15 protein-coding genes are annotated in these 13172 nt (G+C 39.0%); 12 read left to right on the forward strand and 3 right to left on the reverse strand.

Annotated features, from left to right (window positions below; all coding sequences use genetic code 11):
- The 8 genes from B2X72_RS07945 to B2X72_RS07980 form a co-directional block, all read left to right on the forward strand.
- Positions 1–1465 (forward strand): hypothetical protein (locus B2X72_RS07945; RefSeq protein ID WP_286848975.1); only part of this gene is annotated, 1465 nt, incomplete at its 5' end.
- A 607-nt stretch (positions 1466–2072) separates the two neighbouring features.
- The gene (locus B2X72_RS07950; RefSeq protein WP_286848977.1) at positions 2073–2906 is read left to right on the forward strand and encodes a DUF3347 domain-containing protein; all 834 of its coding nucleotides are present in this window, start codon (positions 2073–2075) and stop codon (positions 2904–2906) included.
- Between the two features lie 176 nt (positions 2907–3082).
- On the forward strand, positions 3083–4015 hold the full coding sequence (locus tag B2X72_RS07955) for a TIGR01777 family oxidoreductase (protein WP_286848979.1): 933 nt from the start codon (positions 3083–3085) through the stop codon (positions 4013–4015).
- Positions 4016–4073: 58 nt separating this feature from the next.
- Positions 4074–4934, forward strand: coding sequence for a fumarylacetoacetate hydrolase family protein (locus B2X72_RS07960; protein WP_286733275.1), 861 nt, complete (start codon positions 4074–4076; stop codon positions 4932–4934).
- Between the two features lie 149 nt (positions 4935–5083).
- Positions 5084–6103 (forward strand): methionine ABC transporter ATP-binding protein, encoded by a 1020-nt coding sequence (locus B2X72_RS07965; protein WP_286848981.1) that lies wholly within the window; start codon positions 5084–5086, stop codon positions 6101–6103.
- Positions 6096–6749 carry a methionine ABC transporter permease MetI gene (metI, locus tag B2X72_RS07970; RefSeq protein ID WP_088161761.1) on the forward strand — a complete coding sequence of 218 codons (654 nt, stop codon included), beginning with the start codon at positions 6096–6098 and terminating at the stop codon, positions 6747–6749. Before B2X72_RS07965 ends, metI begins: the two co-directional genes overlap by 8 nt.
- A 15-nt stretch (positions 6750–6764) precedes the next feature.
- Positions 6765–7577, forward strand: coding sequence for a methionine ABC transporter substrate-binding lipoprotein MetQ (gene metQ / locus B2X72_RS07975; RefSeq protein ID WP_088161762.1), 813 nt, complete (start codon positions 6765–6767; stop codon positions 7575–7577).
- On the forward strand, positions 7555–7974 hold the full coding sequence (locus tag B2X72_RS07980) for a YchJ family protein (protein ID WP_232475541.1): 420 nt from the start codon (positions 7555–7557) through the stop codon (positions 7972–7974). The genes metQ and B2X72_RS07980 overlap by 23 nt, the downstream gene beginning before the upstream one ends.
- Before the next feature lie 22 nt (positions 7975–7996).
- Here B2X72_RS07980 and B2X72_RS07985 read toward each other — a convergent pair whose 3' ends face one another.
- From B2X72_RS07985 to B2X72_RS07995, 3 genes are all read right to left on the reverse strand, one after another.
- Positions 7997–8242 carry a hypothetical protein gene (locus B2X72_RS07985; protein WP_088161763.1) on the reverse strand — a complete coding sequence of 82 codons (246 nt, stop codon included), beginning with the start codon at positions 8240–8242 and terminating at the stop codon, positions 7997–7999.
- A gap of 208 nt (positions 8243–8450) precedes the next feature.
- Complete coding sequence (locus B2X72_RS07990; RefSeq protein ID WP_088161764.1) at positions 8451–9887, reverse strand: dicarboxylate/amino acid:cation symporter; 1437 nt, start codon at positions 9885–9887, stop codon at positions 8451–8453.
- Positions 9888–10062: 175 nt separating this feature from the next.
- On the reverse strand, positions 10063–10413 hold the full coding sequence (locus B2X72_RS07995; RefSeq protein WP_046672889.1) for a 4Fe-4S dicluster domain-containing protein: 351 nt from the start codon (positions 10411–10413) through the stop codon (positions 10063–10065).
- Positions 10414–10569: 156 nt separating this feature from the next.
- On the opposite strand from B2X72_RS07995, the gene B2X72_RS08000 reads away from it, so the two are divergent.
- From B2X72_RS08000 to B2X72_RS08015, 4 genes are all read left to right on the forward strand, one after another.
- Positions 10570–11583, forward strand: a complete 1014-nt coding sequence (locus tag B2X72_RS08000) for an acyl-CoA reductase (RefSeq protein WP_286848984.1) — start codon at positions 10570–10572, stop codon at positions 11581–11583.
- Positions 11584–11638: 55 nt separating this feature from the next.
- On the forward strand, positions 11639–11842 hold the full coding sequence (locus B2X72_RS08005; protein WP_108631977.1) for a fructose-6-phosphate aldolase: 204 nt from the start codon (positions 11639–11641) through the stop codon (positions 11840–11842).
- Between the two features lie 5 nt (positions 11843–11847).
- The gene (locus B2X72_RS08010) at positions 11848–12528 is read left to right on the forward strand and encodes a cell division ATP-binding protein FtsE (RefSeq protein ID WP_286848986.1); all 681 of its coding nucleotides are present in this window, start codon (positions 11848–11850) and stop codon (positions 12526–12528) included.
- A gap of 152 nt (positions 12529–12680) precedes the next feature.
- The coding region (locus tag B2X72_RS08015) for a nucleotide exchange factor GrpE (protein ID WP_286848988.1) at positions 12681–13172 on the forward strand (492 nt) is incomplete at its 3' end.

The raw sequence follows: 13172 nt of genomic DNA on the forward strand, positions 1-13172 counted from the left end.
TGATTCTTATGTCGGTTACCATTTTGCGGCGGCCTATCTCTATGACGAGGGACAGTATGCTGCGGCTATTCCATATCTGGCCATGGTAGGTGAACGGAATTGGAATGCAACATCCTGGCGACGTATGATCGAATGTACCCTTAAAGCCAATGGAAAAGTTTACGATCAGGTTTCCACTTTCCATGACCTTCCCCGTGAATGTTATAATGAAGCTGTCGCGCTATCTGATTTTATTCACGCCCAGGACAACTTAACCACAGTTGATCAATCTGCACTACAATTGCTCGTCCTTGAACTTTATCGTCAAGCCTACGACGCTTTCAAGGAGTATTTTGAACAAAATAAGTACGAAAGTGACTACTTTGGGGGCTCCCACAACCGGGCCATGAATTGTAATAATCTAGCATTAGCGTATAAAGAAGCCGGTGAACTAGAAACCTCCTATGCTATCGCCACCGAAGGATTAAGCTATTCCGACTTTGAAGAACTTCATTTCACCCGAGCCGATACCTTGTCAGCATTGGAAGATTACGTACGTCTGGAGGAGGTCCTTCAACAGTACTTTGACACCTATCAGATTTCGTTGGAAGCCACCCTTGAGCAGCAAGAATTTACCTCCGAAGAAGATGAAGAAGCTGAAGATATGGAGTCTGTTGTATTTCCTCCTTGTTACCGCATGCTTATGCATCAAATCGATGTTGAATACCAACTAGGTCGATCAGCGAATATTCAATCCCGGGCCCAACAGCTCCTCGAGTTTATTTACAAATTCTATATTGATCATCCCAATTTAGATGATTATCATTATCGTGACTTTGAAGCGTCAAAAAATGGGATAGAACATATTATCTATCAGATAATTGAGCCGGATAATTTTGAGCAACGTGTCTCCTATTACGAAAATATGGCACAACGGTACCCACATGAAGCACAGCCTCAATATGTGTTGATGCAGCTATATAATGAAAAGAGCAATTACAAGTCCATGAACCTCGCTGCGCGGAAATACCTTAAAAATAAACGGGAATTTATCATCGATAATTTCGATAAAGCAAAGACGCTCTATCTCATTGTTAAAAGCCATTACTATCTTACGGAATTTAGCGCGGGTATAGAAATATTCCAAACGTATGACAGTTGGGTACAGTCAGTCATGGAGCCTAATGATTATGTCCTTTGGTTAAAATTTGGAATTGAACTTTTCGCCGAAAACGGAGATATAAACGAAGTAAATAAATACGTCAATGTTTTCAACGGTATTTATCAGCAATGCGATTGGGGCTACGACGATGATGTCGAATCGGTTAAATTAGCAGAGGCATATGCAAACTATAAAACAGGGAATCTGAAAAAAGCACACAATTTGCTTGATGAAGCGCTCGCCTATTCGGATCATTCTCCTTTAGCTGATGAATATAAACGTACCTGGAAAAAGCCCGGCTTTTTTTCTGGTTTTAAGTTTTAAGTATTTCTTTGCTTTCCGAAAAAAGAATTCCAAACGTCGCTCCATGTTATCTGGTCCTCCCAAACTCAAATAACATGGAGCGTATAAAAAAGTCCATAATGCCAAAAAAAGTTAAAAGTGGAAGCAGATTCTACCCAAAACAATTATATTTGAGCTGACATGGCACTTAAGCGACTTATACTACTATTTTTAACCTTCGGTTTCCTTTTAAGCGCACCCGACGCTTTTGCCTGCCATAAAATGAATGCAGACAGTAGTCACACACAAGGTAATGCTATCACTGACAAAAAGGACCAGTGTTGTTCAAAATTTAAATCTTCCCAAAAAAAGGCTTTTTGTAAACATCACAAACCATGTAAAAATTGCAATTGTCAATGCACGTATAGCGGTACATTTTTGGCAATTTCCAATCCCCTTGAACAAAATCATGAACTTTGCGGTATAGCAATCAAAAAAAATTATAAACCCATAGCGCCAACATTTATTTCTGAGGGATATTTTTGTCCTTGGGTCCCGCCAAAAATAAGTTAATCCATACAATCCATACGTTGATCATTTATCAATCATTTTTGATTACTTATTTTTATTTATTCTTTCATCCAATCATATGAAAATCAAACATTATATTATAACAGGGGCTTTAATACTATCGTCCTTGACAAACTATGCACAAAACAACACCGTGAACACCACTGTTAAAATTGCGGGAAACTGCGGTATGTGTAAAAAAACAATAGAAAATGCAGGAGCCTCCGCTCAGGCTAAAGTTGAATGGAACGAAGACAACCAAACAGCAACAATAGCCTATGACGCAAAGAAAACTTCCTTAGATGCTGTATTGAAAAGTATCGCAGGAGCAGGCTATGACAATGAAAAATACCTTGCCGCGGAAGATACTTATGCTAAACTACATGCTTGCTGCCAATACGAAAGAAATTTAGCTCCTCCAGCTTCAGATAGCCCACAAGACGTAAGCACTGAGCCGGTAGCTTCAGTAGATGACATCAGCAACGCAAGCAATTTTCAAAAGATCTATGACCAATACTTTCTGCTTAAAGATGCACTTGTAGCTGCGGATAGTAAACAAGCTGCAGGCCTAGCAAACGATCTTGCCGATGCAATCGCTAAAATACAAACTGCTGATCTAACGAAAGCGGAAGAGGAGGTCTGGAAAACCAAAACAACATCACTCAAAGCGACAGTGAAGAGCCTACAAGAGGCAAAGGATATCAGTAAACAACGAGAAGCCTTCGCGCTATTGTCAGAAGATATCTATAGTTTGTCCAAAAACTCGAAACCGTCTTCTTCTGTTTATTACCAAAAGTGTCCAATGTTCAACAAAGGCAAAGGTGCGACTTGGTTAAGCCGTCATAAAGAAATCAAAAATCCATATTACGGCGCACAGATGTTAACATGTGGCAGCACAATTCAAACGCTTTAACAAATAAGATCGTTTAATCGACTCTTAAAAGGTTTATCTCCCCACGAGATAAACCTTTTTTTGTAATTGCTGCCGCAATGGTCGATTTTTATAAACCAAAATAGTATATTTAGTATCAACAGAAATTGGTTCGCTTAAATGATAACACGCGTATATTATAAAACAAGGTTCAATTCATGGAAAAAGTAATTATTACAGGTGGTGCTGGAGCTATAGGCCTTCATTTAACAAAACTATTGGTTGCCAATTTCTATGAAGTTATTATTTTTACCAGAAATCCGAAGTCTCATCCCATACAAAACAATGTCCGTTACGTACATTGGGATCCCAGTAAACAGGAGATTGATGTCAAATCAATTCAGGAAGCCGACTATATCATCAACCTGGCGGGGGCAAACCTCAATTCGAAACGCTGGACAAAATCATATCAACAAGAAATTATTGCCAGCAGGGTAGAAAGCGGGCAACTGCTCTATCAAAGTCTAAAACAAATACCAAATCAAGTAAAAGCAGTCATATCGGCCTCCGCTATAGGTTGGTATGGAACAGACGATCAGTACCAAAAAAAACCTTTTGAAGAAGGAGATCCACAAGGTGGAAATTTTCTCTCCTGGGTATGTAACCTCTGGGAAGGAAGCGTGAAACCTATTGAAACATTGGGAAAAAGACTCATTGTCTTCCGTTTTGGAGTAGTTATCAGCAAGGATCAAGGCTTACTCAAGGAAATTAACCGTTTCCTACCCTTTCGTTCAATTCCGGTATTAGGCTCTGGAAAACAGATACTCAGTTGGATCCATATGGATGATCTCTGTCGGATGCTGCTCTTTGGCATACAAAATGATACCATAGCCGGAATTTATAATGCATGTTCATCCGAACCGCTTCCCCTCGCGGAGTTTGCAAAAAGAATAGCCAAACGTAAATATGGTCCATTCTATATTCCCCTACCCGTCCCGTCATTTTTGATTAAATTTATGCTTGGAAAAAAAGGGCAGGAAATGGTGCTCAATGGTACGTGGGTAAGCAACAAAAAGATAGTAAATGAAAAATTCCCTTTTAAATATCCCCTTTTGGACAATAATTGTATAGATAATTTACATATTGATTAATTGTTAATTCGCGTTAATTTCTGCCCTTTTTGGGACAAAATCCGTATATTTGCGGCTTATGAAGATTTTTAGATATGGCGCAAAGGGCTCCGAAAAAGCGGGAGTCATTTTAAACGAAAAGAAATATGATGTTTCAGAGGGAAATTTTCAATACAACCGCGATTTCTTTGCGGATATTGCAAATTTAGAAAGACTTCAAACATATATAAATGAAAAAGGCGACACGCTTAAAGAGATAGCCGACAACGAGCGTATCGGTACACCATTGGAAGCTCCGTCCAAAATACTTTGTGTAGGGCTTAATTTCGATGATCACGTCAAAGAAACCAAATTGCAACAAGCTTCCGAGCCTATTGTCTTTATGAAATCTGTATCTGCATTCAATGGCCCTTTTGATGGAATCACCCTTCCGAAGTTCTCTGTAAAATCTGATTGGGAAACCGAATTTGCCATTGTAATTGGGAAAAAAGCTTCTTATGTTACTGAAGAAGAAGCTTTGGACCATGTGTTTGGCTATGTGTTACACAATGACGTTACAGAGCGTGAATTTCAGATCGAGCGTGGCGGAACCTGGGATAAAGGTAAAGGATGTGATACTTTCGCTCCTATTGGCCCATTTATAGCAACCAAAGATGAATTCACAGATATTGATAATTTAAAAATATGGCTTAAACTCAATGGTGAGCTTATGCAAGATGGCAATACAAGTGATTTTATCTATCGTGTACCCAAATTGATTTCTTATTTAAGCCATTTTATGAGCTTACTTCCAGGCGACATCATTTCCACAGGATCACCTGCAGGATCTGGCATGGGCAAATCCCCACAAAGATTCCTGAAAGATGGCGATATCATCGAATATGGCATCGATGGACTAGGATCTGCAAAACAGGTGATTTCGGCTTATCAAGCGTTGTAAAAAACATATATCTGGGTTCTTTCATTCTTTTTCCGTCTGAAAGAACCCATTTTCTTTCACTTCATTTTATTTTATCCCTGGCATTTGTGTACATTTATATCAACATCATCCATTTGTCCAACTAAAATTGCTAAATCCCTGCAGGGTCAATGATTCAACTAAACAACATATCCAAATCTTTTGAGGTAAGAGCGGCACGTATTGATGCCTTAAAAGACATCTCACTGTCTATTGAAAAAGGTGAAATTTTTGGTGTAATAGGCGCTTCCGGAGCCGGCAAAAGTACTTTGATCCGTTGCGTCAACCTTTTGGAAAGACCAGACAGTGGACAAGTAATTATAGAAAATGACGACTTGATGTCGCTATCTTCCACTGGTCTTATGTTGAAAAGAAGAAAAATTGGTATGATTTTTCAGCACTTCAACTTACTATCATCAAGAACAGTGTATGAAAATATATCCTTTCCGCTCGAGCTTGAAGGCAAATCGAAAGAATTTATTAGCCAAAAAGTGTTGGAACTATTGCGTTTGGTCGGGTTGGAAGACAAAGCCGACGTGTACCCTGCAAATCTCTCCGGAGGCCAAAAACAACGTGTTGCTATCGCGCGTGCTTTAGCCAATGATCCTTACATTCTACTTTGCGATGAGGCCACAAGTGCCTTAGACCCCGCAACTACAAAATCCATCCTCAAACTGCTAAAAAAAATCAATAAGCAGCTTGACCTTACGATATTGTTGATTACTCATGAGATGGATGTTATAAAAAGTATTTGCGATCAGGTTGCCGTATTAGACCACGGAGAATTGATTGAAACCGGCCCGGTAGAATCAATATTCGCCAATCCTCAGGAAACAACAACTAAAAACTTTATTCAGTCTTCACTTGAAGTTGAAATTCCACTAAGTTTTCAGGAACGCTTAAAAAGCGCTGGAAACCCACTCGTAGAGATCTATCTAACTTCAAATGAAGAATCCATCCCATTTATACAGCATTTGGAACAACAATATCAAGTCAAGACAAATATCATTACCGCTCAAATAGATTATATTGGCGAAATGAAATTTGGTGTTATATTGGCCGAACTATCGGGTGAAAAAGAAAATGTAACACGTAGTCTATCTTTCTTAAAAGAAAAGCATGCACAAACTAAAATATTAGGCTATGTCTGATCAGGTATTTAATCTTCTGCTATCGGGTACTTTAGAAACCCTAACCATGACTTTCTTATCAGGCTTCTTTGGTTTTATCCTAGGTCTCCCACTCGGGATATACCTGTTCTTGACCCGAAAACATCAACTGCTCGAAAACAAAGCCATGCACCAACTTGTTTCATTGCTGGTGAATGTGTTTAGGTCTATCCCCTTTATCATACTTATCGTATGGATGATTCCGTTTACACGCAACGTTGTCGGAACATCAATCGGTATGGCCGCAGCATTGGTACCCTTGAGCATAGGTGCTGCCCCATTTATAGCAAGACTTGTGGAAAATAGTCTTCTGGAAATTCCAAATGGCCTGCTTGAGGCCTCAAGAGCAATGGGTGCAAATGCACAACAGGTAATTTTCAAAGTTTTGCTTCCGGAGGCTCTCCCCTCGCTAGTAAACAATGCGACAATTACCTTGATAACACTTGTTGGTTACTCCGCAATGGGCGGTGCTGTAGGTGCTGGTGGACTTGGACAGATTGGCTATCAGTATGGTTATGTCGGATATGATACTTTTATCATGAATTCTGTTCTAATTTTATTAATTTTAATAGTATTCCTGTTACAGTATACAGGAGATTACATCTCAAAAAAAGTAAACCATCGTTAACATAAATTATATCATATGAAAAAATTGAACTATGCATTTGCAATCTTAGCCTTCAGTCTTGTATCGATTGTAGCATGCAATAACAGAGAAAAGAAAGAGAATATCCTCAAAGTCGGTGTTGTGTCCGGCCCAGAAAAGGAGCTTGCGGAGACGGCTAAGAAAGTTGCAAAAGAAAAGTTCAATCTTGATGTTGAGTTAGTGGCTTTCAACGACTATGTCGTACCTAATGAGGCCTTAAATCAGGGTGATATCGATGTAAACGTATTTCAGCATCAACCCTATCTACAGGAGCAATCCAAACAACGCGGTTTCACGAAATTAACCATTGTCGGAAACACGTTTGTATTCCCCATTGTTGCCTATTCAAAGAAAATAAAAACAATCACAGAGTTACAACCTGGTGCCGTTATTGCCATTCCAAATGACCCTACCAATGGAGGACGCTCTCTTTTGCTTCTCCAACGCGAGGGAATTATCGGTCTAAAAGAAAATGTAGGTATCCAACCTAAAGTAACAGATATTGTCAGCAACCCTAAACAGGTTAAGATCATAGAGATGGAGGCCCCACAGTTACCTCGCGTCCTAGATGATCCTCAAGTTACAATTGCTATCATCAACAATAGTTTCGCCTCTCAAGCTGGGTTGGATCCCGAAAAACAAGGCTTATTCACAGAAGATAAAGAATCGCCTTATGTCAATCTGATTGTTGCCCGCTCAGATAATAAAAACGATGAGAAGGTGCAGCAGTTTATCCAGGCGTATCAGTCACCGGAAGTAGAAGCGACAGCAAAAAAAGTCTTCAAAAATGGCGCTATTAAAGGCTGGTAAAATTTTAAACATTCAAGTGATGGAATCAGGTCAATTATGCCCTTGTGGCTCTGGCAATACCTATGGGGAATGCTGCCAGCAAATTCATCGTTTCCATGCCAAAGCAACCACAGCGGAGGCATTGATGCGCGCACGTTATAGCGCCTTTGTAGCACAACAGATCGATTTCCTATACGATACGTTTCATCCCTCAACACGACGGTTCCAAAATAAACAGGCAATCGGACAATGGGCGCGGGAGAATAAATGGATGCAACTCTCTATCCTTAAATCTACATTCCAAACTGTCGAGTTTGAAGCACATTACCTGGATCCACAGATGGAAGTTCAAATTCACCATGAAAAGTCTACGTTCAAAAAACAAGATGATTTATGGTACTACGTTGACGGACGTTGATATAACATATTTCGCTTGCAAGCTAGTGTAAAGGATACCATGCCGTCAACAACAGCTTGCAAGCAGCTTTTTCAAGACCACGACCTCCCATCTCCTCAAACGACTTACTCCAGACACCTCGCCCTCCATGTACGAAAATACAAACCGGACCATTTCCAGCAGACTTCGCAAAAAGTTTGACCCCATCCTGGGTTTCAATATAAACGGATGAATCACGATCGACAACAGTCGTCTTTGTTTGAGCAAATGCCATATTGATCGTAATCATTACACACAAAAAATAAAACATAGATCGTCTCATTTCCCTGTACGAATTTGGTTTAAAGTTCTATTTGGTTTAAAGAACGGTATTTACAGCGCTAAATATAATAAATAAGCGTAGCCAAATCATCAACGCGAGCTAAAGACAATAAAAAAGCAGTCTCAACGGAATGTCAAGACTGCTTTCTTCAACGAATATTCGTCAGTTATTTCTATTAGATCGCCTCTTCAGTATCTTCGCGGTAAGGAGCTTCTTCATCAAACTCGCCCTCCCATTTCGCAACAACAACGGTTGCCAAACAATTTCCGATTACATTGACAGAGGTACGCGCCATATCCATGAGTTCATCGATACCTAAAATTGCAGCAATGACAAATGTTGGTAAACCAAATTGATCCGCTGTCGCAATCAAAATAATTAATGAAGCCCTTGGTACAGCAGCAACACCTTTAGAGGTGATCATCAATGTAAATGCAATCATTAATTGATGTCCAAACGACAAATGGATACCAGCCGCCTGAGCGACAAAGATCGCAGCCAATGATAAATAAAGTGAAGTACCATCCAAGTTAAAACTATATCCTGTGGGAATTACAAACGAAACAATCTTACGTGGTACACCAAATTTCTCCATCGCACTCATTGCTTTCGGTAATGCCGCATCTGAACTTGTAGTCGCAAATGCAATCGAAACAGGTTCCTTAATCGCATTAATAAAACGTTTCACAGGTATTTTTAGATAAAGTGCCACCGGAAGAAGAACCAGACATAAAAAACACACCAAAGCAAAATACAGCGTCGCCAAAAGCATGAAAAGATTCTTTAGAATATCGACACCGAGATGCCCCACCGTGTAGGCCATAGCGGCACCAACTCCAATAGGCGCAAAGTACATAATCATGTTCGTAAACTTAAACATGGTTTCAGACATACTCTCGGTAAAATCAACCAGGGGTTTACGCTTTTTCTCATCTACCATTGCCAATCCAATCCCAAACAAAATTGAAAATACAACAATCTGTAAAACTTGATTATCGGCAACAGATTTGACGATATTTTCAGGGAACAAGTCGCGTATAAAAGAAGTAAACTTGTATACAGGATGTACATGGTCCGGAAGTGTTTTGAGGATATGCTCATCCATACTTTCTTTCGGTACAGGCAGTTCTTCATGTGGCATATGTGCAACATCAACGCCCACTCCTGCCCGAGTCAGGTTTATCGCACCTAAACCAATAAAAATAGCACATGTTGTTGCGCAAAAGAAATAAAGCATGGATTTCCATGCCATACGTCCCACCTGTTTCAAATCAGAATGGCCTGCAATTCCATAAACAAGCGTAGCAAAGAGAATTGGGCCCACAATCGTCTTGACTAACTTAATAAAACCTTTACTCAAAGGTTGCAGGGAAATCGCTAGATTTGGAAAATCCAACCCGACAAATATCCCCATAATCATACAGGTTAAAATCCAAGTGGTCAAATTTTTCTTAAAGAGCGCATTTACAACCAAAACGGTAGCAACTATCCAACGGACAGCCATTAGAAATTCATGCGAAAAGCCTACAACCTCAAATTCGTATAATACAGCAATGATACAAGCTAATGTAACTGTGATCAGGGTCATCAACCCTATTTTGGTTTTTAACATTTAAAAGATTTTAATGGTCAAAAAAACAAAAATAAAAAAATACTATGCTTTTGCAAATATTATTATTCCAAATAGCCGAGTTTCGCAACAAAATATCGATTTCGCCAAAATAGAAAAACACAAAAAAGGCAGGAAAATTTATTATCCTGCCTTATATTTTAACGGAGTACTAAATTTATTCCGCGTGTAACCAAGCTTTTTTCGCTAATAGCTCATCGTTCGATTCACGTACATCTTCGTCATCCACACAACAATCCACAGGGCAAACCGCTGCACATTGAGGCTCATCGTGGAAACCTACACATTCTGTACATTTATCTGAAACAATATAATAGACTTCATTAGAGATTGCTTCTTGAGACTCGTTGGCATCTAGTGTAACACCATCGCCAAAATCGATAACCCCATCCAAAGCCGTCCCGTCTGAGAATTTCCAAGTTACACCAGCATCGTATATTGCATTATTTGGGCATTCCGGTTCGCAAGCACCACAGTTAATGCATTCGTCTGTAATTTTAATCGCCATTTATAACCTCACAATTATGATAAATAAACTATTTTTGCATTATCAATATGAAACAACGTCTGATTGAACAATAAGGCTAGTTGATTCACGTTGATTAATGTTAACAGCACAAATATAATACAAATTTGTGTATTCATCTTTTAAAATTTTAATATTTTGACAAAGCAACAACGAATAAATGCATTTGTAAAATTAGGCGAACAGCTGCAAAAGCGCCCTGAAGATTTGATTCAAATCATTCAATTCGCCCAACATAAAAACCCTTGGTATACCCCTCAAAATGTTGAACGCGCCATTCAAACCATTGCTGCCAATTTGACAATAGAAAAGCTGAATCACTGGTTGGCGCCATATCCAGATCTTCATTCAACGAAAATTGTAGGTTTAATTCTGGCCGGAAATATTCCATTGGTTGGCTTCCATGATATCCTATCGGTACTGATCAGCGGCTTTACAGCAAAAATCAAAGTCTCATCGGACGATGCAGGATTAACAAGCTATGTGCTCAACCTGCTTAAACAAATTGACCCATACTTTAATGATGCCTTTGAAATTGTTGACATACTAAAAGATTTCGATCTGGTTATTGCAACGGGCTCCAACAATAGCGCCCGTTACTTTGATTACTATTTTGGCACCAAACCACATATTATTCGTCGCAATAGAAATAGTATTGCCGTTATCGGCGGCCAAGAATCTTCTAACCAGTTGGAATCACTGGGACACGACATCTTTGATTATTTTGGGTTGGGCTGTCGCTCTGTATCAAAGCTATTTATTCCAAAAGACTACCCAATAGCACACTTCTTTGAAGGTATCGCTGCTTTTAACAGCATGACAGAGCATTTTAAATACAATAACAATTACGACTATAACAAATCCATCTATCTGATCAATGGCGACAAGCATTTTGATAATGGATTTTTATTGCTCAAAGAAGATGAGCGCACGGCTTCTCCCCTTGCTGTGGTTTATTACGAAACATACGAAACACTGGCTGAAGTTGAAAATAAGCTCAAACTAGCGCAAGAAAATATCCAATGTATTGTATCAGAAATAGCATTAAATGTGCCGTCGCCGGTATTTCATTTTGGAGAAAGCCAATGCCCTGCTTTAGATGATTTTGCTGATGGCGTGAATACACTGGATTTTTTATTCGCAAACCAATAAGCTTCCTTTAAATTCATAGTAAATAAATTGCATTAAAAATACTAACTTTGAAATCATGTATATCATTAAAGTAAGAGGTGTCGCCAAAATCCCTGATTATGTTCAATTAAGAGATGATGCCTTCACCTTGCTGGCATATTTTAGAGTCGACCGCCCAGATAAATCACTCGATAAGATTGGATTAGGAGAAAAGGCAGAATATATCATGCAACTGGTTAAAGAAATGCCTTTTGGGCAAATTAAAAAATTAGAATTTTAGCTTCCATGATTGAAAATAAAGTAATTACATTAAAAAACGTTGATATCTTCCAACAAAAACATCTGGTCTTGTCCAATGTCAATTTAAACATTGGTAAAGGAGAGTTTATTTACCTGATCGGCCAGTCCGGTAGTGGAAAAAGTAGTTTACTAAAAATCATTTACGGCGATTTATACATCGGTAATGGTGAAGGAATGATTGCAGGCTTTGACCTTAAAAAGTTGCACGAAAATGATGTCCCCTATTTGCGTAGAAAATTGGGTATTGTATTCCAGGATTTTCATCTTTTATCCGATAGAAGCATCGAGAAAAATCTCGAATTTGCACTGAAAGCAACAGGCTGGAAAGATAAGAAAATGATCGACAACCGTATATTGGATGTACTGGAGAAAGTTGGGCTTCGTTCGAAACTTAAGAAAATGCCCCATGAACTTTCTGGTGGTGAACAACAGCGCATTGTAATTGCCCGCGCATTATTAAATAACCCCGAAATTATTCTGGCAGATGAGCCTACCGGTAACTTGGATCCTGCTACGTCAGAAGAAATCGTCTTATTATTACGTGACATTGCCAATTCCGGAACAGCTATTTTAATGGCAACACACGATTATACCATTATCCGTAATATGCCATCACGCATCATCAAGACCGCCGATGGGGTATTACAGGACAATGTCAGTATCTAGACGGAAAACTGACATATAAAAAATGAGATTCCGACAAATTGTTAGGCTTTTTTAATAAAATCTGACAAGCTGTCGGAATTTTATTGTTTGGCAAAAACTTTGACAAACGAAGCATAGAGTAAATTTTTGAATCTAATTTTAGCATTGAAGATATGAATGAGCAAGATAATTATTACGATGAAGGTCAAGATCCAGTAGAAACAAATTCTTCTGAACAACAGGAACAGCCTGCTGATAATATAGCAGAAGAACTGTCTACTGAAGAGAAATTGGCTGCAGAATTGGCAGAGGCAAAGGATAAATACATTCGTCTTTCTGCTGAATTTGACAATTATAGAAAACGTACAAGCAAAGAACGTGTTGAATTGATTCAATCAGCTGGAAAAGATGTCATCAGTAAGCTATTACCTACACTAGATGATTTTGACAGAGCGTTAACAGCCATGGAAACAGCGACAGATGTTGAATCTGTAAAAACAGGAATGGATATTGTTAACAACAAATTCAGACAAACGTTGTCGCAATTGGGGTTAAAGGAAATGGAAGCTACAGGCCAAGCCTTCGATCCTGAATTACAAGAAGCTATCACGGCAATTCCTGCACCCACAGCAGAATTAAAGAATAAAGTAGTGGACGTGATCGAA

The sequence above is a fragment of the Sphingobacterium sp. UBA7253 genome (genome assembly GCF_002472745.1).
GTDB lineage: Bacteria > Bacteroidota > Bacteroidia > Sphingobacteriales > Sphingobacteriaceae > Sphingobacterium > Sphingobacterium siyangense.